This window comes from Streptomyces sp. WMMC940, assembly GCF_027460265.1.
Taxonomy (GTDB): domain Bacteria; phylum Actinomycetota; class Actinomycetes; order Streptomycetales; family Streptomycetaceae; genus Streptomyces.
This window is the reverse complement of sequence record NZ_JAPZBC010000001.1, coordinates 6059633-6080000: the sequence shown is the minus strand read 5'-3', so window position 1 is coordinate 6080000 and position 20368 is coordinate 6059633. Positions and strand designations below refer to the sequence as shown.

The 20368-nt window shown below is 72.1% G+C and carries 21 protein-coding genes and 1 pseudogene (1 of these 22 only partly in view); 9 read left to right on the top strand and 13 right to left on the bottom strand.

Going from position 1 to position 20368, the window contains the following annotated elements; all coding sequences use genetic code 11:
- Nucleotides 1-12 (bottom strand): annotated as a pseudogene (locus tag O7595_RS26775) (DNA-3-methyladenine glycosylase) (its annotated part extends 234 nt beyond the left edge of the window); the annotation flags it as partial.
- 85 nt (nt 13-97) lie between these two features.
- On the opposite strand from O7595_RS26775, the gene O7595_RS26770 reads away from it, so the two are divergent.
- The 3 genes from O7595_RS26770 to O7595_RS26760 all read left to right on the top strand — a co-directional run bounded on the left by O7595_RS26770 (nt 98) and on the right by O7595_RS26760 (nt 2200).
- Nucleotides 98-880 (top strand): sporulation protein, encoded by a 783-nt coding sequence (locus O7595_RS26770; RefSeq protein WP_269731165.1) that lies wholly within the window; start codon nt 98-100, stop codon nt 878-880.
- A gap of 67 nt (nt 881-947) precedes the next feature.
- Nucleotides 948-1481, top strand: coding sequence for a YbhB/YbcL family Raf kinase inhibitor-like protein (locus O7595_RS26765; RefSeq protein WP_269731164.1), 534 nt, complete (start codon nt 948-950; stop codon nt 1479-1481).
- A gap of 173 nt (nt 1482-1654) precedes the next feature.
- Nucleotides 1655-2200: an HNH endonuclease gene (locus O7595_RS26760; RefSeq protein WP_269731163.1), complete on the top strand. Its 546-nt coding sequence runs from the start codon at nt 1655-1657 to the stop codon at nt 2198-2200.
- Nucleotides 2201-2313: 113 nt separating this feature from the next.
- Here the strand turns inward: O7595_RS26760 and O7595_RS26755 are convergent, their stop codons facing one another.
- The 4 genes from O7595_RS26755 to O7595_RS26740 all read right to left on the bottom strand — a co-directional run bounded on the left by O7595_RS26755 (nt 2314) and on the right by O7595_RS26740 (nt 5535).
- Nucleotides 2314-3090 carry a sulfite exporter TauE/SafE family protein gene (locus tag O7595_RS26755; RefSeq protein ID WP_443071735.1) on the bottom strand — a complete coding sequence of 259 codons (777 nt, stop codon included), beginning with the start codon at nt 3088-3090 and terminating at the stop codon, nt 2314-2316.
- A gap of 80 nt (nt 3091-3170) precedes the next feature.
- Nucleotides 3171-4139, bottom strand: a complete 969-nt coding sequence (locus O7595_RS26750; RefSeq protein WP_269731161.1) for an SPFH domain-containing protein — start codon at nt 4137-4139, stop codon at nt 3171-3173.
- A gap of 115 nt (nt 4140-4254) precedes the next feature.
- Nucleotides 4255-4683 (bottom strand): NfeD family protein, encoded by a 429-nt coding sequence (locus tag O7595_RS26745; protein WP_269731160.1) that lies wholly within the window; start codon nt 4681-4683, stop codon nt 4255-4257.
- 60 nt (nt 4684-4743) lie between these two features.
- Nucleotides 4744-5535, bottom strand: a complete 792-nt coding sequence (locus O7595_RS26740; protein ID WP_269731159.1) for an ABC transporter ATP-binding protein — start codon at nt 5533-5535, stop codon at nt 4744-4746.
- A gap of 127 nt (nt 5536-5662) precedes the next feature.
- Between O7595_RS26740 and O7595_RS26735 the strand changes: the two genes are divergently transcribed.
- Entirely contained in the window at nt 5663-6460 is a 798-nt protein-coding gene (locus tag O7595_RS26735; protein WP_269731158.1) for a hypothetical protein, read from the top strand.
- A gap of 380 nt (nt 6461-6840) precedes the next feature.
- Here O7595_RS26735 and O7595_RS26730 read toward each other — a convergent pair whose 3' ends face one another.
- The 3 genes from O7595_RS26730 to O7595_RS26720 form a co-directional block, all read right to left on the bottom strand.
- A complete protein-coding gene (locus O7595_RS26730) occupies nt 6841-7083 on the bottom strand; it encodes a chaplin (protein WP_269731157.1) in 243 nt (80 codons plus the stop codon).
- Nucleotides 7084-7267: 184 nt separating this feature from the next.
- Nucleotides 7268-7963: a response regulator gene (locus O7595_RS26725; protein WP_443071734.1), complete on the bottom strand. Its 696-nt coding sequence runs from the start codon at nt 7961-7963 to the stop codon at nt 7268-7270.
- Nucleotides 7956-9101, bottom strand: coding sequence for a GAF domain-containing sensor histidine kinase (locus O7595_RS26720; protein WP_269731156.1), 1146 nt, complete (start codon nt 9099-9101; stop codon nt 7956-7958). The genes O7595_RS26725 and O7595_RS26720 overlap by 8 nt, the downstream gene beginning before the upstream one ends.
- A gap of 186 nt (nt 9102-9287) precedes the next feature.
- On the opposite strand from O7595_RS26720, the gene O7595_RS26715 reads away from it, so the two are divergent.
- The 3 genes from O7595_RS26715 to O7595_RS26705 all read left to right on the top strand — a co-directional run bounded on the left by O7595_RS26715 (nt 9288) and on the right by O7595_RS26705 (nt 12116).
- The gene (locus tag O7595_RS26715) at nt 9288-9986 is read left to right on the top strand and encodes an SDR family NAD(P)-dependent oxidoreductase (protein ID WP_269732633.1); all 699 of its coding nucleotides are present in this window, start codon (nt 9288-9290) and stop codon (nt 9984-9986) included.
- A complete protein-coding gene (locus O7595_RS26710) occupies nt 9983-11131 on the top strand; it encodes an S-adenosylmethionine:tRNA ribosyltransferase-isomerase (RefSeq protein WP_269731155.1) in 1149 nt (382 codons plus the stop codon). The genes O7595_RS26715 and O7595_RS26710 overlap by 4 nt, the downstream gene beginning before the upstream one ends.
- A gap of 241 nt (nt 11132-11372) precedes the next feature.
- A complete protein-coding gene (locus O7595_RS26705) occupies nt 11373-12116 on the top strand; it encodes a transglycosylase SLT domain-containing protein (RefSeq protein WP_269731154.1) in 744 nt (247 codons plus the stop codon).
- A gap of 107 nt (nt 12117-12223) precedes the next feature.
- On the opposite strand, the gene O7595_RS26700 is transcribed toward O7595_RS26705, so the two are convergent.
- Nucleotides 12224-14758 (bottom strand): ABC transporter ATP-binding protein/permease, encoded by a 2535-nt coding sequence (locus O7595_RS26700; protein WP_269731153.1) that lies wholly within the window; start codon nt 14756-14758, stop codon nt 12224-12226.
- 782 nt (nt 14759-15540) lie between these two features.
- Here O7595_RS26700 and serB point away from each other — a divergent pair.
- Entirely contained in the window at nt 15541-16755 is a 1215-nt protein-coding gene (gene serB / locus O7595_RS26695) for a phosphoserine phosphatase SerB (RefSeq protein WP_269731152.1), read from the top strand.
- Nucleotides 16756-16908: 153 nt separating this feature from the next.
- Here serB and O7595_RS26690 read toward each other — a convergent pair whose 3' ends face one another.
- The 4 genes from O7595_RS26690 to O7595_RS26675 all read right to left on the bottom strand — a co-directional run bounded on the left by O7595_RS26690 (nt 16909) and on the right by O7595_RS26675 (nt 19500).
- Nucleotides 16909-17427 (bottom strand): SixA phosphatase family protein, encoded by a 519-nt coding sequence (locus O7595_RS26690; protein ID WP_269731151.1) that lies wholly within the window; start codon nt 17425-17427, stop codon nt 16909-16911.
- Nucleotides 17428-17536: 109 nt separating this feature from the next.
- A complete protein-coding gene (locus O7595_RS26685; protein ID WP_269731150.1) occupies nt 17537-17869 on the bottom strand; it encodes a hypothetical protein in 333 nt (110 codons plus the stop codon).
- Nucleotides 17870-18017: 148 nt separating this feature from the next.
- Nucleotides 18018-18134: an SGM_5486 family transporter-associated protein gene (locus tag O7595_RS26680; RefSeq protein WP_267905275.1), complete on the bottom strand. Its 117-nt coding sequence runs from the start codon at nt 18132-18134 to the stop codon at nt 18018-18020.
- 4 nt (nt 18135-18138) lie between these two features.
- Nucleotides 18139-19500, bottom strand: coding sequence for a CynX/NimT family MFS transporter (locus tag O7595_RS26675; RefSeq protein WP_269731149.1), 1362 nt, complete (start codon nt 19498-19500; stop codon nt 18139-18141).
- Nucleotides 19501-19626: 126 nt separating this feature from the next.
- Here O7595_RS26675 and O7595_RS26670 point away from each other — a divergent pair, with 126 nt between their 5' ends.
- A complete protein-coding gene (locus tag O7595_RS26670) occupies nt 19627-20301 on the top strand; it encodes a FadR/GntR family transcriptional regulator (protein ID WP_269731147.1) in 675 nt (224 codons plus the stop codon).
- Nucleotides 20302-20368 lie beyond the last annotated feature (67 nt).

Here is a 20368-nt window from a genome sequence, read left to right as displayed (position 1 = left end):
GCTCTCGATCATGCCGTACGAGGGTACTCGTCCCGTCGGGGGAACCGGCTACCGTCGTCGCGCGTATGTAGAGGTCAGTACACAGGAGGGATGGAACATGGGCTTCAAGAAGCTGCTCGCGAGCCTGGGGGCCGGCGGGGCGTCGGTCGAGACGGTGCTCACCGAGGACAACGTCGTGCCGGGCGGAGTCGTCCAGGGCGAGGTGCGCATCCAGGGCGGTTCGGTCAACCAGCAGATCGAGGGGCTGTCCGTCGGGTTGCAGGCGCGGGTCGAGGTCGAGGGCGGCGACCAGGAGGTCAAGCAGGACGTCGAGTTCGTCAAGCAGCGGCTCGGGGGCGCCTTCGAGGTACAGGCCGGTGCGGTGCACGTGGTGCCGTTCGGGCTGGAGATCCCCTGGGAGACCCCGGTCACGACGATCGCCGGACAGCGGCTGCGCGGCATGGACATCGGTGTGACGACGGAGCTGGAGATCGCCCGCGCCGTGGACTCGGGCGATCTGGACCCGATCAACGTGCACCCGCTGCCGGCGCAGCAGGCGGTCCTGGACGCGTTCATCCAGCTGGGCTTCCGTTTCAAGAGCGCGGACATGGAGCGCGGGCACATCCGCGGCACGCGCCAGCGGCTGCCCTTCTACCAGGAGATCGAGTTCTTCGCGCCGCAGCAGTACCGGGGGCTGAACCAGGTCGAGGTCACGTTCGTCGCCGACGACCGCGAGATGGACGTGGTCCTGGAGATGGACAAGAAGCCGGGGCTGTTCAGCGAGGGCAGTGACTCGTACCGGGCGTTCACGGTGGACCTGCACGACTTCCAGCGGACGGACTACGCCGCATACCTCAACCAGTGGCTCGCTGAGGTCGGCGGCCGTCGTAACTGGCTGTAGGGCTCTAGGCTCGGTGCCGTAAACGCGCGAATGTAGGCGCAGCACTGCCGATTACGGAGGTTCAGACGTGTCCGAGGCGAAGAGGGCTCCGCTGCCTCATGACTTCCACCCGCAGGTGCCGTCGTTCACCGTGACGAGTACCGACGTCGAGGACGGCGGCGTCCTGCGTGACGCCCAGGTCCACTCGGCGGGCAACACGTCCCCGCAGCTGCGGTGGGAGGGCTTCCCCGCGGGGACGAAGAGCTTCGCCGTGACGTGCTTCGATCCCGACGCCCCGACGGGCAGCGGGTTCTGGCACTGGGTGCTGTTCGACATCCCGGCGTCGGTGACCGAGCTGCCGACCGGTGCGGGCGGCGGGAAGTTCGAGGGTCTGCCCGAGGGCGCCCTGCACGTCCGCAACGACTACGGGACGAAGGACTTCGGCGGCGCCGCGCCGCCGCCCGGTGACGGTCCGCACCGCTATGTGTTCACCGTGTACGCGGTGGACTCCGAGAAGCTGGGCCCGGGTGACGATGTGTCTCCCGCCGTCGTGGGCTTCAATCTGCGGTTCCACACGCTGGCGCGGGCTCAGCTGATCGGCGAGTACGAGAACCGCGGCTAGCCCCACCAGCGTTCGCCTGTTGTTTGCCCGCTCCTGGTCTTGGAGAGATCAGGAGCGGGCATCTTTCGTTTGCGCGGATATTGCGTTGTCCATCGCGGCGTGCCCGGCCAGAGTTGATCCCAGCCCAGAGCCCGCCACTAGGGCCGGGCCGGCACACGGGAGGTGGGGGCACAATGCGCGACACGCTGGTACTGAATGCGAGCTTCGAGCCGCTTTCGACGGTGACGCTCAACCGTGCGGTGGTGCTGGTGCTGCAGGACAAGGCCGTGGTCGAGCAGGCCCACCCCGCGCTCCGTGTGCGTGCGGCCGCGGTGGAACTACCGGTGCCGCGGGTGATCAGGCTCTGCAGATACGTACGGGTGCCGTTCCGAAGACAGGCGCCGTGGTCGAGACGGGGTGTGCTGGTGCGGGACCAGCACCGGTGCGCCTACTGCGGGAGACGGGCGACGACCGTGGACCACGTGGTGCCGCGGTCGCAGGGTGGTGCGGACAGCTGGCTGAACACGGTCGCGTCGTGCGCGGAGGACAATCACCGCAAGGCGGACCGTACTCCGGAGCAGGCCGGGATGCCGCTGCTGCACGAGCCGTTCGTGCCGACCCCGGCGGACGCGATGCTGCTCGCGCTGCGGGCGGGTGAGCGGTCGTCGCTGCCGGAGTGGCTCGGGCGGCACGGCGGCGGGTACGCGGGTGAGCAGCCCGCGGTGCGTTCGGCGGCCTGAACCGGCGAGCGCCGGCACCCCGTCCCGCGGTGCCGGGTGAGTGGTGGATGTGCGTGGAGGCCCGCTCCCTCGTGGGCGGGCTTCTCCGTGTGCCGTCGGCGCGGGAGGAACCGTCACCGCAGGACGAGCTGGACGATGGCGGCCGACCCCACGAGCACGATGAAGGTCCGCAGCACCACGGGTGAGAGCCTGCGGCCGATCCTGGCGCCGATCTGGCCGCCGATGGCGGAGCCGACCGCGATGAGCAGGACGGCGGTCCAGTCGAAGTGGGCGACGAAGAGGAAGAACAGCGCGGCCACGGTGTTGACGATCGCCGCGAGCACGTTCTTCGCGGCGTTGAGCCGCTGCAGGCTGTCGTCGAGCAGCATGCCCATGACGGAGAGGTAGATGATCCCCTGGGCCGCGGTGAAGTAACCGCCGTAGACGCTGGCGAGCATCAGGGCGGTGAAGAGGAGCGGTCCTCCGTCGGGGTGCGGTGCGCCGGTGCCGCGGCGTTCGCGGCGGCGCTGGACCGCGGCGGAGATCCTGGGCTGGAGGACGACGAGGACGAGGGCGAGCGCCACGAGGACCGGGACGATGGTCTCGAAGGCCCTCGGCGGCAGCAGGAGCAGGAGCATCGCGCCGGAGAGGCCGCCGGTGAGGGCGGCGAGGCCGAGACGGGCGATGCGGCGCTTCTGGCCGGTGAGTTCGGCGCGGTAGCCGATGGCTCCGCTGATGGACCCCGGTATCAGACCGAGGGCGTTCGAGACGGTCGCGGTGACGGGCGGGAGTCCGGTGGCCAGCAGGACCGGGAAGGTGATGAGGGTTCCCGAGCCGACGATCGTGTTGATCGTGCCCGCTGCCGTGCCGGCCACGAAGACCGCGACCACTTCCCAGACGGACAAGGCCATCTCCTCACATGATCAGTGCGCTGCCTCCCCGCCGTCGAGGTCGAGGGGCCGCACCGATCATGCACGACCGGGTGGTGGTGTCAGTCGATCGGGGGCTGCTCGCGTCGTTCCGTGCCGCCGCTCTGGTGAGGGATCCCGGAGTTCCCCGCGTTGTTCCCGCCGTTGCCGGACAGGGGTCCCCCGAAGCTGCCGATGGCGCCGGAGAGGCCCTTGAGCGCGTCGCCGATCTCGCTGGGCACGATCCAGAGCTTGTTGGCGTCGCCCTCGGCGATCTTCGGGAGCATCTGGAGGTACTGGTACGAGAGCAGCTTCTGGTCGGGGTCGCCGGCGTGGATGGACTCGAAGACCGTGCGGATCGCCTGGGCCTCGCCCTCGGCCCGCAGAGCCGCGGCCTTGGCCTCGCCCTCGGCGCGGAGGATGGCGGACTGCTTCTCTCCCTCGGCGGTGAGGATCTGGGACTGGCGGATGCCCTCGGCGGTGAGGATCGCGGCGCGCTTGTCACGGTCGGCGCGCATCTGCTTCTCCATCGAGTCCTGGATGGAGGTCGGGGGCTCGATGGCCTTGAGCTCGACGCGGTTGACGCGGATGCCCCATTTGCCGGTGGCCTCGTCGAGGACGCCGCGGAGGGCGGCGTTGATCTCCTCGCGGGAGGTGAGGGTGCGCTCGAGGTCCATGCCGCCGATGATGTTGCGCAGGGTGGTGACGGTGAGCTGCTCGATCGCCTGGATGTAGCTGGCCACTTCGTAGGTCGCGGCGCGGGCGTCGGTCACCTGGTAGTAGATGACGGTGTCGATGTTGACGACCAGGTTGTCCTGGGTGATCACCGGCTGGGGCGGGAACGGGACGACCTGTTCACGGAGGTCGATCCGGTTGCGGATCGAGTCGATGAACGGGACGACGATGTTCAGCCCGGCGTTGAGCGTGCGCGTGTAGCGGCCGAACCGCTCGACGATGGCGGCACTTGCCTGCGGGATGACCTGGATCGTCTTGATCAGGGCGATGAAGACCAGCACCACCAGAATGACCAGAACGATGATGATCGATGGCATCGTGCTTCCCGTGTCCTTCGCTGCCGGATGAGTCTCTGATGATCGAGTTTCCCAGACCGCGGCCGGTCGTGGGTGAGGTTCCGTCACATGATCATGACGAACCGTCACCCGTATGTCACATCACCACGGCCGTCGCACCGTCGATCTCGGCCACGTCCACCTGCTCCCCCGGTTCGAAGACCCGGGAGGCGTCGAGGGCCCGGGCCGACCAGATCTCGCCGGCGAGCTTGATGCGGCCGCCGTCACCGTCGACCCGTTCCAGCACGACGGCCTGACGGCCCCTCAGGGCGTCGATTCCGGTGGCGAGTTGGGGTCGCTGGGCGCCCTGACGCGCCGCGATGGGGCGTACGACGGCGATGAGCGCGACCGATACGGCGGCGAACACCACCACTTGCGCGACCACCCCGAATCCGAGGCCCGCGGTGACGGCTCCGGCGACCGCGCCGACGGAGAGCATGCCGAGTTCGGGCATGGCGGTGATCACGAGGGGGATTCCCAGGCCGACCGCTGCGACGAGCCACCACACCCATGCGTCGATGTCCACAGGGGCATGGTAGGGCGGCGAACGCCGCCCCGACAGGGCGCGACCGGGAAGCGGCGGCGGTCAGGCGAGCGGCAGGCCCTGGGCCGTCCAGCGCTCGCCGTTGCGCTCGACGACGAGCGGGAGACCGAAGCAGAGGGAGAGGTTGCGGGAGGTGAGCTCGGTCTCCATCGGGCCCGCGGCGAGCACCTTGCCCTGACGGATCATCAGGACGTGGGTGAAGCCGGGCGCGATCTCCTCGACATGGTGGGTCACCATGATCATGGAGGGTGCGTACGGGTCGCGGGCGAGCCGGCCGAGGCGGCGCACCAGGTCCTCGCGGCCGCCGAGGTCGAGGCCGGCGGCGGGCTCGTCGAGGAGGAGCAGTTCGGGGTCGGTCATCATCGCGCGGGCGATGAGGGTGCGCTTGCGCTCGCCCTCGGAGAGGGTGCCGAACTTGCGCTCCAGGTACTCGGACATGCCGAGGCGGTCGAGGAAGGCGCGGGCGCGCTGCTCGTCGACGGCGTCGTAGTCCTCGTGCCAGGTGGCGGTCATGCCGTACGCGGCGGTGAGCACGGTCTGCAGGACCGTCTGGCGCTTGGGCAGCTTCTCGGCCATGGCGATGCCGGCCATGCCGATGCGGGGGCGGAGCTCGAAGACGTCGACCCCGCCGAGCCGGTCGCCGAGGACGGTGGCCGTGCCGGTGGTGGGGAACAGATAGCTGGAGGCGATGTTGAGGAGGGTGGTCTTGCCGGCACCGTTCGGGCCGAGGATCACCCAGCGCTCGCCCTCCTTGACCGACCAGGAGACGTCGTCCACCAGAGCACGTCCGTCGCGGACCACGGATACGTCCACCAGCTCCAGTACATCGCTCATGAGCGCGTTGTCTCCCCATGCAGTCGTCGAGTCTCGGGCCCTGCGCGCCTGTGGACGCGGCTCCCCGGGTAAACCTACGCCACCCGCCCTGTGCTCCCGCCCCGGGTCCGGTACCTAGGCTGGGTCCATGCTCTCGGAACCACGCTCAGGACGCCTGGCCGCTTGGGGAAATGCTCTTCTGGCCGGATTTGTATCACCCGATGACGCAGTGACCGCGATTGTCGGGGACGACGCGGTGCACCGTGTGGAAGGACTCCCCGGCGAGGACGGACCGGTCGGCCTCACCCTGGGGCTGGGACGGCTGCGCACGGCCGGGGCTCGGGGGTTCCGGGTGGCCCTGCCCGCGCCGGGGCATCCGCTGGGCCTGAGTGGACCGCCGGAGTTCAACGCGCGGGCGCTGGAGGCGGAGGAGGCGGTGCTCTGCCACGGTGCCGCCTACGGCCTGGTGCCCGAGGTGCACGAGGCGGGGCCGGACGGCGATGTGCACATCGAGGTGGTCTGGCGCTGTCTGCCGGTGCGGGAGGCCCCGCCCGCCGACGTCCCCTCCCTCGGCGAGGCGGAACGGGAACTCGCGGAGGGGCTTCGGGAGGCGACGGAGGTGCTGTCGCGGCTGGACGTGGCGGCCTCCGGGCCGGCGGCCGAGGCCGCGCTGGACGCCTACCGGGCGCGGGCCGAGGCGAGGGCGGCCCGCGAGGTGCTGGCGCCGGGGTATCCGGCCCGGGCGGTGCGCGTCCTGGAACTGGCACGGCGGATCGGGCTCCTGCTGTCGCTGGCGTACGAGAACGGGCACGGCGGGGCGATGAGCGCGTCGGAGATGGCGGCCCGCGGGGCGGCGCTGCGACCGGTGGAGCGCGTGGCGCGGCGCGCGCAGGTGGCGGCGTACAACGCGTACGTGGAGGACCAGGAGCGCCGCGCGGGTCTCTGACGAGAGCGCGGGGGGTGTCGCTCCCGGCGCGGGTCGCCCGCACGGATCCGGCGCGTGACGCGGTGTACGGCGGGCGGGGCGGGCGTCCCACCCCACGCGCCCGACATCACGACCGCGGGTCCACCGTCCCGATCGGGCGCGAGCACCGGACGCGCCGCCCCGGCAGGGGGCCGCCGCCGTACGGCCCCGCCGATGTCCGTCGGACAGCGGCAGCGCCCCGGACCTCACCCGCCACGCCGGCACGGACCGCACCCGCCGTCGCCGTACTCCCCCGCCGACGCCCGGCTCTGTGGGGGCGCGACGCCACCGGGCACGCCAGCGGACCCCGGGACGGGACCGGGGTCCGATGGCAGCTGCCGGGCCGCGGGCCGTGCGGCTCGTCAGCCGTTGATGCCCGCGTTGCCGAAGGCCGGGTTCAGGGCGCCGATGACATTGACCGTGTTGCCGACGGCGTTGACCGGGACGTGGACCGGCGCCTGAATCAGGTTGCCGGAGCCGACGCCCGGGGAGTGCGTGGCGTGGCCGTCCGCGTGCGCGCTGGTGGCGGACGCGACACCGGCGCCAGCGGCGACGATTCCGCCGGCGACCATGGAGACGGCGAGGGCCTTCTTCAGGTTCTTCACTTCTGGATCCTCCTAGGCGTCACCGCGGCGGGACCGCCGCGGCTCACCCTGGAGAACGCCCGGGACGCGCGAGGGATACGCCGTGTGGGCGACATACACACGACGGTATGAACCTCATACCGGAGGGAACCAGTCCGCTTCCCTGTCCGGATGACCTGCCGAAACGTTCCGATCTGCCCGGAGGTCAGCCGGGAAGCCCGTGTCGCACGGCCCAGAGCGCCGCCTGGGTGCGGTCCGAGAGGTCGAGCTTCATCAGGATGTTCGACACATGGGTCTTCACGGTCTTCTCCGAGAGGACCAGCGCCCGGGCGATCTCCCGGTTGGAGCGGCCGTCGGCGATCAGCCCCAGCACCTCCCGCTCCCGCTCGGTCAGCGATGTGCCCCTCCCCTGCCCGCCGCCCGGCTCGTCCTGGGCGAGGAGCGCTCCCGCCACCTCCGGCTGCAGCAGTACATGGCCCGCGTGCACCGAGCGGATCGCCGCGGCCAGCGCGTCGGGATCGACGTCCTTGTAGACGTAGCCGGAGGCACCGGCGCGCAGTGCGGGGACGACCGTGCGCCGCTCGGTGAAGCTCGTGACGATCAGGACCTTCGCGGTGTTGTCGAGCGCGCGCAGCTCGCGCAGCGCCTCGATGCCGTCGGTGCCGGGCATCCGTACGTCCATCAGCACGACGTCGGGCCGCAGTTCCCCGGCGCGGGCGACCCCCTCGTCGCCGTCGCCCGCCTCGCCCACGACCTCGATGTCGTCCTGCACCTCGAGGAACGTGCGCAGACCGCGGCGGACCACCTGGTGGTCGTCCACGAGCAGCACACGGATCGCCCGCCCGTCCCCCGGCGCCCCGCCGGCGGGGCGCTCCGCGCGCCCGCTTCCCCTCTCAGCCACCGGGAACCTCCATCTCGACCGTGGTGCCCTTGCCGGGCGCCGATTCCACCGTGAGTGTCCCGCCGACCCCGCTCGCCCGGTCGCGCATGGAAACCAGGCCGAGGTGACGGCCGGCCCTGCGGACCGCCTCGGGCTCGAAGCCCCTGCCGTCGTCGGTGACGCTGAGGACCGCGCCCTGGCCGCGCCGGGCGAGGCTCACCGCGACCCGGGGTGCGCCGGAGTGCCGCAGCGCGTTGTGGAGGGCCTCCTGGGCGACCCTCAGCAGGGCCTCCTCCTGGGCGGCCGGCAAGGCGCGGACCCCGCAGCTGTCGAAGGTGACGTGTGCGGTGTGGGCGCGGTCGAGGACCTGGATCTGGGTGCGGAGCGTGTCGACCAGGCCGTCCTCGTCCAGGGCCGCGGGGCGCAGTTCGACGACCGCCGCGCGGAGTTCGTCCGCGGCCTCTGCCGCGAGCGCGGCCACCTGCTGCAGCTCGCCCTTGGCCCGTGCCGGGTCGCGGTCCACCAGGCGGGCCGCGGCCTGCGCGGTCAGCCGGAGGGAGAACAGCTTCTGGCTGACGGCGTCGTGGAGTTCCTGCGCGAGGCGGGAGCGCTCCTCGGCGATGGTGAGTTCGCGGCTGCGCTCGTACAGCCGGGCGTTGGTGAGGGCGATGGCGGCGTGCTGGGCGAGGATCGACAGCAGTTCCTCGTCCGCCTCCGTGAATCCGCAGCCCCCGGCGGGCTTGGGGCACCGCTTGTTGGCGAGGAACAGCGCGCCGAGCGTCTCGTCGCCGTCCTTGATGGGCAGGCCCAGGAAGTCGGCCATGTCCGGGTGGGCGGAGGGCCAGCCCTCGAAGCGAGGGTCCTTCCGCACGTCCGCGAGCCGCTCGGTCCTCGCGTCCCTCAGCATCGCGGCGAGGACGCCGTGCTGGCGCGGGAGTGGTCCGATCGCCCGCCACTGCTCGTCGCTGACGCCGTCGACGACGAACTGGGCGAAGCCCCCGTGGTCGTCGGGCACGCCGAGCGCCGCGTACTCCGCGTCGAGCAGCTCGCGGGCCGAGGCCACGATCGTCTTGAGGACGTCGCGGACCTCGAGATGCCTGCTCATGGCGAGCAGGGCGGTGCTGACGGCGGCCAGGCCGGAGCTCGGTCGATGGCTCATGGGATCACCGTACCGGGGTGCCGTGACGGTGCGTATCGGCCTGTGGACGGCCGCGGACCCGGTCCCGGGGCCTAGGTCGAAGTGCCCTGCCCGGTACGGGCGCGGGGACGAGGCGGCGGGCCCCGGCGTGGAGACAGCCTGAACCACGTCCGGAACGGCATCGCACAGTAAGAGGGGATGGACGTCATGCCTGTCGCGATCATCACGGGGGCCTCGAAGGGGCTCGGGTACGCGCTGGGGGCCGCGCTCGCGCGGCGCGGCTGGGATCTGGTGCTGGACGCGCGGACGGCGCCGGTTCTGGAGGCGTCGGCGGAGGAGCTGCGCCGGTACGGGACGAGGGTGAGGTCTCTGCCCGGGGACGTCACGGACGCCCGGCACCGCGCCGAGCTGGTGGCCGCGGCCCGTGCGCTGGGCGGTTCCCTCGATCTGCTGGTGAGCAACGCCAGCGCGCTGGGCTCGGAGCCGCTGGTGCGGCTGGAGGAGCTGCCGGTGGAGGGGTTGCGGGCGGCGCTGGAGACCAATGTGGTGGCGGCGCTGGGGCTGGTGCAGGAGGCGCTGCCGCTGCTGCGGGCCGGGGAGCCGGGCGCGGTGGTCGCGGTGTCGTCGGACGCGGCGACCGGGGCGTACGGGACGTGGGGCGGTTACGGGGCGTCGAAGGCGGCCCTCGACCGGCTGGTGGCGGTGCTGGCGGTCGAGGAGCCGGAGCTGCGGGTGTGGGCGGTCGACCCCGGCGACATGCGCACGGACCTGTACGCGGCGGCGGTGCCGGACGACGACGACCCGAGGCCGACGCCCGGCGAGGTGGTGCCTGGGTTCCTGCGGCTGCTGGACGAGCGGCCGGCGAGCGGGCGCTACACCGCGCCGGCGCTGGTGGCCGGCCGATGAGCGTGCTGGAGGCCCTGCGGGTGCCGGACGGGCTGTCGGCCCGGGTCCCGGCGGAGGAGCGCGGGGACGGGAGGGACGACGTACGGCTGATGGTGTCGCGGGGTACGGCCGTGGCTCACCACGCGTTCCGCGAGCTGCCGGGGCTGCTGCGCGCCGGGGACGTCCTGGTGGTGAACACCTCCGCGACCCTGCCGGCGGCGGTGAACGCTCGGCTGGGCGGGGAGCGGCTGGTCGTCCACTTCTCCACACGCGCGGACCGGGGGCGCTGCGGGACGGCGTCCGCGAGCGGGGGGCTGTGGGCGGTGGAACTGCGGTCGCCGGACGGGGCGGGCAGCTCACTGCCGCGGGCGGGAGGACCCGCGGGCGCGCGGATACGGCTCCCCGGAGGCGGAGTGCTCGTGCCGCAGGAGCCGCTGGTGGAGGGCTCGCCCCGGCTGTGGTGGGCCGCCGCGTCGGTGGACGTACCGGGGCTGATGGCGCGGTACGGCAGGCCGATCCGGTACGGGTACACCGAGCGGGACCAGCCGCTGTCCGCGTATCAGACGGTGTTCGCACTGCCCGCGCCGGACGGGGCGGGCTCGGCGGAGATGCCGAGCGCGGCGCGGCCCTTCACGGAGCCGCTGGTGGCGGAGCTGGTGCGGCGCGGGGTGCTCTTCGCCCCGGTCACGCTGCACACGGGGGTGGCCTCGTCGGAGGCGCACGAGCCGCCGTACCCGGAGCGGTTCGAGGTGCCGGCGGACACGGCGTGGCTGGTGAACGCGGCCCGTGCGCGCCGACGGGCCGGTGGCGGCGGGCGGATCGTGGCGGTCGGGACGACGGCGGTGCGGGCGCTGGAGTCGGCGACGGGGCCGGACGGGACGGTGCGTCCCGCGGCGGGCTGGACGGATCTCGTCGTCACACCCGCGCGGGGGGTGCGCGCGGTGGAGGGCCTGCTGACGGGCCTGCACGAGCCGGCGGCCTCGCATCTGCTGATGCTCACGGCGATCGCCGGGCGTGAGGCACTGACCAGGAGTTACACGGAGGCGGTACGACGTCTCTACCTCTGGCACGAGTTCGGCGACGTCCACCTCATCCTTCCGGACCAGACACTCACGGAGCGCATTGCTGGAGCAACGGATCGTGAGCCTGACGGTGGTGAGATGTGAGCCCGCACATAGGACGCACATCACTTACGAAGCGCGCTAGTGGATACATAAAGGACATGTGAGCAGGCCAAGCTGAGCGACTTGTCCGATTTTGGGGGTTCCAGGTCCACTACCCCGGATCGTATGTCACACCTTTGCCACAGCATTTTGCGGCCGCTAAGAATTGCGTCCGTCGCCGCCGAGCAGGCGCTGCGCCGCCCCGGCCGAAGCGACCCCCGCTATTCGAAGAGGTACGTCTCGCATGTCCGCGTCCCGCACCCCCGGTTTCCGCCGTATGTCCAAGACCCACAAGTTCTCGATTGCCGGTGTGGCCGCCGTTGGCGCCTCCGCCCTCGCGTTCTCGCTCGTCCCGGGCAACGCCGTCGCCGGAACCGAGACGCAGGCCGCGCCGGCCTCCGAGGTCGCCTGGTCGACGACCGTCGACACCGCGAAGGCCACCGCGCTGCAGACCAGCATCGCCGAGCAGAACGCCTTCACCGCCGCCCAGGCCAAGGCCGCCGCCCAGGCGAAGACCCAGGCCGCCGCGAACGCCAAGGCCGCCGCCGCCAAGGCCCGGGCCGCCGCCGAGGCGAAGGCGAAGGCCGTCGCCGCCGCCAAGGCCGCCGCCAAGAAGCGCGCCGTCGAGCAGGCCGCCAGCCGCGCCGCCGACCGCAAGCCCGTCTACGCGAACAACCTGGACGGCTGGATCCGCGAGGCCCTGGACATCATGAAGAAGCACAACATCCCGGGCACCTACCACGGCATCCACAAGAACGTGATGCGCGAGTCCAGCGGCAACCCGCGTGCGATCAACAACTGGGACATCAACGCCGTCAACGGCGTCCCGTCGAAGGGTCTGCTGCAGGTCATCAAGCCGACCTTCGACGCGTACCACGTCCCCGGCACCGCCAAGGACCAGTACGACCCGGTCGCCAACATCGTCGCCGCCTGCAACTACGCGGCCGACCGCTACGGCTCGATCGACAACGTCAACAGCGCCTACTGACGGACGCGGCGAGCAGGACACACATGCGCCGGAGGGCGGCACCCGATCGCGGGTGCCGCCCTCCGGCGTCCCCCTCCCGCCCGGAGGACGGGCGGGAGGGAGTGGCGCTACTTGCGCATGACCTCCGGCTCGTGGCGGCGCAGGAAGCGGGCCACCAGGAAGCCGCACAGCGCGCCCAGCGCCAGCAGGGCGGCCATGTCCAGGCCCCAGGCACCGACCTCGTGGTCCCAGAGCGGGTCGGTGTTGCCGGGGTCGTCCTGGTCGGGCCTGATCCTGTTGAGGTCCAGGGTGGCGCCGGCCGCGGCGACCGCCCAGCGGGACGGCATCAGGTACGAGAACTCGTTCACTCCGATGGTGCCGTTCAGGGTGAACAGACAACCGGTGAAGACGATCTGGACGATCGCGAACATCACCAGCAGGGGCATGGCCTTCTCGGCCGTCTTCACCAGCGCCGAGATGACCAGGCCGAACATCATCGAGGCGAAGCCCAGCGCCATGATCGGCAGCGAGAGCTCCAGCAGCGTGGCCGAGCCGAGGACCAGCCCCTCCTCGGGGATCTCCCGGGCGGCGAAGCCGATGGCGCCGACCAGGGCGCCCTGGAACACGGTGATCATGCCGAGGACGATCACCTTGGACATCAGGTACGCGGAGCGCGACAGACCGGTCGCCCGCTCCCGCTCGTAGATCACCCGTTCCTTGATCAGCTCGCGGACCGAGTTGGCCGCACCGGAGAAGCAGGCGCCGGCCGCGAGGATCAGCAGCACGGTCGTGGCCGTGCCGTTCGGGATGATCCTCCCGCTCTGCGGGTTCACGCCATTGGGCAGCAGACCCTTGTCCGGATCGATCAGCAGGCTCACCGCGCCGATGACGGCGGGCAGGAGCACCGTCAGCGCGAGGAAGCCCCGGTCGGAGGAGATCACCGAGACATAGCGCCGCATCAGCGTGCCGAGCTGGGAGAACCAGCCCTGCGGCTTCGGCGGCCTCATCGCCTGCGGCGGTGGCATGTGCACCGACTGCGGGGCGACGGCGTCGATGTCCGCGGCGTACATCTGGAAGTGCTGCGAGCCCTTCCAGCGGCCGGCCCAGTCGTAGTCGCGGTAGTTCTCGAAGGCGGAGAACACATCGGCCCAGGTCTCGTAGCCGAAGAAGTTCAGCGCCTCCTCCGGCGGGCCGAAGTACGCCACCGAGCCGCCGGGCGCCATCACCAGCAGCTTGTCGCACAGCGCCAGCTCGGCCACGGAGTGCGTGACCACGAGGACGGTGCGGCCGTCGTCGGCGAGGCCGCGCAGCAGCTGCATGACGTCGCGGTCCATGCCCGGGTCGAGGCCGGAGGTCGGCTCGTCCAGGAAGATCAGCGACGGCTTGGTCAGCAGTTCCAGGGCGACGGATACGCGCTTGCGCTGGCCGCCGGAGAGGGAGGTGACCTTCTTGTCCTTGTGGATGTCGAGCTTGAGCTCGCGCAGCACCTCGTCGATGCGGGCCTCGCGCTCGGCAGCCGTGGTGTCCGCCGGAAAACGCAGCTTGGCCGCGTACGTGAGCGCCTTCTTGACGGTCAGCTCCTTGTGCAGGATGTCGTCCTGCGGGACCAGACCGATGCGCTGGCGCAGCTCGGCGAACTGCTTGTACAGGTTCCGGTTGTCGTAGAGCACGTCGCCCTCGTTGGCCGGACGGTAGCCCGTGAGCGCCTTGAGCAGGGTCGACTTTCCGGAGCCGGAGGGGCCGATGACCGCGATGAGGGACTTCTCCGGGACGCCGAAGGAGACGTCCTTGAGGATCTGCTTGCCGCCGTCGACCGTGACCGTCAGGTGGCGCGCGGAGAAGGAGACCTCACCGGTGTCGACGAACTCCTCGAGGCGGTCGCCGACGACCCGGAACGTCGAGTGACCGACGCCGACGGTGTCGTTCGGACCGATGAGCGCGGTGCCGGACTTCGCGAGCGGCTGTCCGTTGACGTACGTGCCGTTGTGCGACCCGAGGTCGCGGATCTCGAAACGGCCGTCGGGCGTCGCGTGGAACTCGGCGTGGTGGCGGGAGACCTGGAGGTCGGAGACGACCAGGTCGTTCTCCAGCGCGCGGCCGATGCGCATCACACGGCCCAGGGACAGCTGGTGGAAGGTGGTGGGGCTGCGGTCGCCGTGGGCCGGCGGGGCCCCCGCGGCGCCGCCGGGCGTCTTCTGGACGTAGTGGTCGCGGCCCTGCTGGTGCGGCACCTGGGCGGCGGCCGGCTGCTGCCACTGCTGCTGGGGCGCCTGCTGCCGGGACCAGCCCTGCTGGGCGGGTGCCTGCGGCGCCGACTGGGCCTGGGCGGCCTGCTGCGGCACGGCCCCCTGCGCGCTGTACGCGCCGGCTTCGGTGCCGGACAGGCTCAGCCGCGGGCCGTCGGTGGCGTTGCCGAGGTGCACCGCGGAGCCGGGGCCGAGCTCCAGGTGGTGGATGCGCCGGCCCTGCACATAGGTGCCGTTGGTGCTGCCGTGGTCCTCGATGGCCCAACTCCGGCCGCCCCAGCTGATCGTGGCGTGGCGCCACGAGACCCTGGCGTCGTCGATCACCACGTCACCCTGGGGATCCCGCCCCAGGGTGTACGACCTGGACGGATCGAGGGTCCAGGTCCTTCCGTTCAATTCCAGTACGAGTTCCGGCACTCCATGCCCCACTAGTTGTCCCCCGAGCTACCCCCGCCAACGGGAGTCTAGGGATGGCGAACATCGTGAGGAACTATTCCAGGCACGGTCGCGTATCGGAAAGTCGGGCCTCGTGAAGACGGCCACCGCCCTTCCGCCCGTGCGCCGTTGAGGGTGGAGAAAAACACCCGGAGCGTGGTGGGCGCGCACGAGTACTCACGGATCATGCCCGAAGGGGGCAAGTCGGTACGGATCGGGGCCCAGCGCCGGCGTACTCCGGGCGACGAGGCATCCGGGGCGGCGGACGCACGGACGGCGCCACGGGTGGGGCCGGACGGGGGATGCCGTCGGGAGCCTCGGGCGGCCCCGGGGGAGGACCGCCGGCCACGCCGTCCGCCCGGCGGGCACCCCGCGGTGGGGCCCGCCGAAGCGAGTGGCGCACCGGCGGTCCGGCGCACGGAACGACCACCCTGGCGCACCGCGCTCCGCCGCACGGGACGACCCCAGTGGCGCCCGCGCCCCGCGCTCCGGCGCACGGGGCGGCGCCGGAGCGCGGGGCGGCGCCGGAGCGCGGGGCGGTTCGGCGCTCCGGGCGCGAGGGAGCCCCTCCCTCCCGTCCCCGACGCGACCGGGACCGCCCCGCCGGGCGCGCGGGAACCGGACGTCCGTGCACCCCGTCCGGCTCCCGTCGACCCTGCGGCAACCCCGGCGCCACCTGCACGTAGCCTGGGAGGGCCGCAGGCTGTCCGGTACGCGGGACGGGGCGGCGCCCGGCACGGAGTGCCCGATACGGTGGGAGCACCATGAGCGCATCGCACCCCCCGCAGACGCCCGACGTCCCCACCCTGCTGGTGAAGATCTTCGGGAAGGACCGTCCCGGAATCACGGCCGGGCTCTTCGACACCCTCGCCGCCTTCTCGGTCGACGTGGTCGACATCGAGCAGGTCGTCACGCGGGGGCGCATCACCCTCTGCGCACTCGTCACCGAGCCGACCGCCGGCACCGAGGGCGAACTGCGGGCCACCGTGCACGGCTGGGCCGAGTCGCTGAAGCTGCAGGCCGAGATCATCTCGGGTCTCGGGGACAACCGGCCCCGGGGCAGCGGGCGTTCGCATGTGACCGTGCTCGGGCATCCGCTGACCGCGGAGTCCACGGCCGCCATAGCGGCCAGGATCACCGGCACGGGAGGCAATATCGACCGTATCCACCGGCTCGCCAAGTACCCGGTCACCGCCGTGGAGTTCGCGGTGTCGGGCTGCGAGACCGAACCGCTGCGGACCGCGCTGGCGACCGAGGCTGCGGAGATCGGGGTGGACGTCGCCGTCGTCTCGGCCGGACTGCACCGTCGGGCTCAGCGCCTGGTGGTCATGGACGTCGACTCGACCCTGATCACCGACGAGGTCATCGAGCTGTTCGCCGCGCACGCGGGCTGCGAGGCGGAGGTCGCCGAGGTCACGGCGGCCGCGATGCGCGGGGAGCTGGACTTCGAGCAGTCGCTGCACGCCCGGGTCGCGCTGCTGGCGGGCCTGGACGCGTCGGTGGTGGACAAGGTGCGCACGGAGGTGCGGCTCACCCCGGGCGCGCGCACCCTGATCCGTACGCTGAAGCGGCTGGGCTTCCAAGTGGGCGTGGTCTCCGGCGGGTTCACCCAGGTCACGGACGATCTCAAGGAGCGTCTGGGCCTCGACTTCGCCTCGGCCAACACCCTGGAGATCGTGGACGGCAGGCTGACCGGACGCGTCACCGGCGAGATCGTGGACCGGGCCGGCAAGGCGCGGCTGCTGCGGCGCTTCGCGGCGGAGGCCGGGGTGCCGCTCGCCCAGACCGTGGCGATCGGCGACGGCGCGAACGACCTGGACATGCTGAACGCGGCGGGACTCGGCGTCGCCTTCAACGCCAAGCCCGTGGTGCGCAGGGCCGCCGACACGGCCGTCAACGTGCCTTTTCTGGACACGGTGCTGTACCTGCTCGGGATCACCCGCGAAGAGGTGGAGGCCGCGGACGCCCACGCGGACTGAGACCGGCCGGGAGCGCCGTTCTCGGCACCTGCGGACGGACGGCCCCGGCCGCAGGTGCGGGCCGCTCGGAACCGTCGGCGCCGGTGGCAGGGGGCGGACGGGCCCCGGTGCACCGAGCACGCACCGGAGCCGTTTCCCGGCGGCGTACCCCGGTCAGTCGTGCGGGGCCCAGTAGTCGATCAGCGTGCCCACGCCGTGTTCGACGGACTTCCAGGAACCGGAGAAGCCGACCACGGCGAACGCCGCGGTCGGGAAGCCGCCGCGGCTCATCCGCTGCAGGGCGTCGCCCTCCGCCGTACCCGCGAGGGCGTCGGCGAGGGCGTGCATCCCGGGGTTGTGACCGATGAGCAGCAGATCGGTGACCTCGTCCGGGGTCTCGTTGAGCAGCGCGAGCAGATCGCCGAGCGAGGCCTCGTAGAGCCGCTCCTCGTACACGGTCCTGGGCCGCTCGGGCAACTCCTGGACGGCGAGCTTCCAGGTCTCGCGGGTCCTCGTGGCGGTCGAGCACAGGGCCAGGTCGAAGGGGATACCGGTGTCGGCGAGCTTGCGGCCGGCGACGGGTGCGTCGGTGCGGCCCCGGTCGGCGAGCGGCCGCTCGTGGTCGGACACCTGGGGCCAGTCGGCCTTCGCATGGCGGAGTAGGACGATCCTTCGCGGTGTATCGGCGCTCATGCTCCCCAGCTTCGCATGAAATCAGCCAGCAGGCGCAGGGTGTTGAGGGGTCACCGCACCACGCGGGAACACCTCCGCGGCGGCAGGCGGGGCGGTGGTGGCGCCCGGTTCAGGGACCGGTCAGCGCCAGTTGGATCCAGCCGAGGAACGCCACCGGCGAATGGGTGGCGGCCTGCGCCCGGCCCGCGCCGGTCACGAGCAGGAAGAGCGCGGAGAAGGCGATCACCAGCAGGACGAGGGCCCACCACCTGAGCCCGGTGCCGGCACCCCACGGGCGGACGGCCTCGCGCTGCTCCGGGCCGCAGGTGGTCCTCGGCCCGGTGCCGCCACCCCACGGGCGGATTCCGGCTTCCCGCGGTCCCGTGCCACCGCTCCCCGCGCGGGCATGGCCACCGCCGGCCGGCGCCGATGCGTGGTGCCGGGGGTGCGTACGGGCCGACATGGCCGCCTCCGTGAGGTTCGAAGCTGGGCTCCTGCTGGGTTGCTTCCAACCTACGGATCATGGACCGGGCCGCCCATCCGGTGAGCCACCCACTTCCCCCTGACACTCGCCCCCTAGGGGACGGTGGGGAGAACCCCCGTCGCCGCGCTCAGGGCGAGGCGATCGAGGCGATGATTCCGATGATCACGGTGATGCCGATCATCGTGCCGAAGACGAGCAGGAGCTTCTTCTGGCCGTTCGGGGGGTTCGGGTCGAGCACAGGCATGGGGTCAGTGTCGCATCCCGGCCTCGTCCTCGATCGCGCGGTCCCGGCCCGCGAGGACACCGGCCGCCATCTGCGGCACGATCAGCCCCGCCATCAGCGCCAGCGGCAGGCCCCAGCCACCGCTGTGCTGGTGGAGGACGCCGACGAGCAGCGGGCCGGGAATGGAGATCAGATAGCCGGTGCTCTGCGCGAACGCCGACAGCCGGACGACCCCGGTGCCGGTGCGGGAGCGCATGCCGATCATGGTGAGCGCGAGGGGGAAGGCGCAGTTGGAGATGCCGAGCAGCAGCGCCCAGGCCCAGGCACCGGCGGCGGGGGCGAGGAACAGGCCCGCGTATCCGGTCATTCCGCACAGGCCGAGCGCGAGGACGATCGGGCCCTGCGTCCTCAGCCGGGCGGCGAGCCGGGGGATCACGAAGGCGAGGGGAACGCCCATGGCCATGGTCACCGCGAGCAGCACGCCCGCGGTGCCGGCCGGGACTCCGGCGTCGCGGAAGATCTGCGGCATCCAGCCCATGGTGATGTACGCGCCGGTGGCCTGAAGGCCGAAGAAGCAGGCGAGGGCCCAGGCGGTACGGCTGCGGGCGATGCGCGGCACGGGCCCCCGGCCGGCTCCGGCGCGGTCGGGCTCGGTCCGGGCGGGGCGCCCGGCGGGCACCGGCGCGGGCGATCCGGCGGCGGGGCGAGGGCCCGGCGCGGTGGCCGCGGGGCTGCCCGTACCCCGGTCGCGGACCAGGGGGATCCACGGCAGTACGGCGGTGGCCGCGAGCGCGGCCCAGAGGGCCAGACCCGTGCGCCAACTGCCTCCCAGCGCCTGGGTCATGGGTACGGTCGTCGCCGCCGCGACGGCGGTGCCGAGGGAGAGCGCCATGGAGTAGAGACCGGTGACGCCGCCGATGCGCTCCGGGAACCAGCGCTTGACGATCACCGGCATCAGCACATTGCTGACGGCGATGCCCATGAGGGCCAGCGCGCTGGCGGCGAGGAACGCCGCGGTGCCTCCGGCGAGGGAGCGCAGCGCCAGGCCCGCGGTGATGGCCGCCATCCCGGCGCAGACGACCGCGGCGGGTCCGAAGCGGCGGGCGAGCCTGGGTGCGGTGAGCCCGAAGAGCGCGAAGCAGAGCGGAGGCACGGAGGTGAGCACACCGGCCGCGCTGCCGCTCATCCGAAGCCCGTTCCGGACCTCCTCCAGGAGGGCGCCGAGGCTGGTGATGGCGGGCCGGAGGTTGAGTGCGGAGAGCACGAGACCGGCGACGACGAGCCGGAGGACCCAGGCCGGCGCCTTTCCGGCGGGGGACGCGGAAGAATCGGTGGTGGTACGGACCGCCGTGGTGGCGGGGCTCGGCATCCGGGTCTCGTCCGACATGGACCCATCATAGAATCATGGGATGATTGATTGTCCAATCCCGGACGATCGCGCGAGGCCCTGCGGGAGCGCAGAGGTCGTCGCGGGACGGCCGGGACGTGGACCCTCCCCCGGACAAGGAGCACCATGGCGCTGACCTCTCCCCGGCGGTCCGCCCTCTCGGACCAGGTCATCACCGAGCTGCGGAACCAGATCACCTCGGGCGAGTGGCCCGTGGGCTCACGTATCCCGACCGAGCCGGAACTCGTCGAGATGCTGGGCGTCGCCCGGAACACCGTCCGCGAGGCGGTCCGGGCGCTGGCGCACAACGGGCTGCTGGACATCCGCCAGGGCTCCGGCACCTACGTGGTGGCGACGAGCGAGCTGGCCGGGGTGATGCACCGCAGGTTCGCCGACGCCGATCCGCGCCACATCGCCGAGCTGCGCTCCACGCTGGAGTCCTCGGCGGCCCGGCTCGCCGCGGAGCGGCGCACCGAGAAGGACCTGAGGCAACTGGACTCGCTGCTGGCCCGGCGGGAGGAGGCGTGGGAGTCGGGCGACGCCGAGCGGTTCGTCACCGCCGACGCCACCTTCCATCTGGCCGTGGTCGCGGCCTCCCACAACGACGTGCTGACCGCGCTCTACGCCGACCTGGGCGATCTGCTGCGCGACTGGCTGCGGGACGACGTAGGCCGGGAGCTGCGCCCCGAGAACCACATGGACCACGGCCGGCTCCTCGAGGCGATCCGCGCCCACGACGGCGGTACGGCGGCCGCGGAGGCCGCGGGCTATCCGTTCCAGTGCCTGCGCGGCGGGACGTGAACCGTGCAGGGCGGGAGGCGCGGCCCGCTCGCCCCGCGGCCTCGCCGGGCGAGCGGCGGAGCGCGAA

What these genes read in the sequence shown, in the direction of transcription:
- O7595_RS26770 (WP_269731165.1), top strand. Translation starts at nt 98, where the DNA reads ATGGGCTTCAAGAAGCTGCTCGCGAGCCTGGGGGCCGGCGGGGCGTCG.
- O7595_RS26760 (WP_269731163.1), top strand. Translation starts at nt 1,655, where the DNA reads ATGCGCGACACGCTGGTACTGAATGCGAGCTTCGAGCCGCTTTCGACG.
- O7595_RS26755 (WP_443071735.1), bottom strand. Translation starts at nt 3,090, where the DNA reads ATGGCCTTGTCCGTCTGGGAAGTGGTCGCGGTCTTCGTGGCCGGCACG.
- O7595_RS26750 (WP_269731161.1), bottom strand. Translation starts at nt 4,139, where the DNA reads ATGCCATCGATCATCATCGTTCTGGTCATTCTGGTGGTGCTGGTCTTC.
- O7595_RS26740 (WP_269731159.1), bottom strand. Translation starts at nt 5,535, where the DNA reads ATGAGCGATGTACTGGAGCTGGTGGACGTATCCGTGGTCCGCGACGGA.
- O7595_RS26735 (WP_269731158.1), top strand. Translation starts at nt 5,663, where the DNA reads ATGCTCTCGGAACCACGCTCAGGACGCCTGGCCGCTTGGGGAAATGCT.
- O7595_RS26720 (WP_269731156.1), bottom strand. Translation starts at nt 9,101, where the DNA reads ATGAGCCATCGACCGAGCTCCGGCCTGGCCGCCGTCAGCACCGCCCTG.
- O7595_RS26715 (WP_269732633.1), top strand. Translation starts at nt 9,288, where the DNA reads ATGCCTGTCGCGATCATCACGGGGGCCTCGAAGGGGCTCGGGTACGCG.
- O7595_RS26710 (WP_269731155.1), top strand. Translation starts at nt 9,983, where the DNA reads ATGAGCGTGCTGGAGGCCCTGCGGGTGCCGGACGGGCTGTCGGCCCGG.
- O7595_RS26705 (WP_269731154.1), top strand. Translation starts at nt 11,373, where the DNA reads ATGTCCGCGTCCCGCACCCCCGGTTTCCGCCGTATGTCCAAGACCCAC.
- serB (WP_269731152.1), top strand. Translation starts at nt 15,541, where the DNA reads ATGAGCGCATCGCACCCCCCGCAGACGCCCGACGTCCCCACCCTGCTG.
- O7595_RS26690 (WP_269731151.1), bottom strand. Translation starts at nt 17,427, where the DNA reads ATGAGCGCCGATACACCGCGAAGGATCGTCCTACTCCGCCATGCGAAG.
- O7595_RS26685 (WP_269731150.1), bottom strand. Translation starts at nt 17,869, where the DNA reads ATGTCGGCCCGTACGCACCCCCGGCACCACGCATCGGCGCCGGCCGGC.
- O7595_RS26680 (WP_267905275.1), bottom strand. Translation starts at nt 18,134, where the DNA reads ATGCCTGTGCTCGACCCGAACCCCCCGAACGGCCAGAAGAAGCTCCTG.
- O7595_RS26675 (WP_269731149.1), bottom strand. Translation starts at nt 19,500, where the DNA reads ATGTCGGACGAGACCCGGATGCCGAGCCCCGCCACCACGGCGGTCCGT.
- O7595_RS26670 (WP_269731147.1), top strand. Translation starts at nt 19,627, where the DNA reads ATGGCGCTGACCTCTCCCCGGCGGTCCGCCCTCTCGGACCAGGTCATC.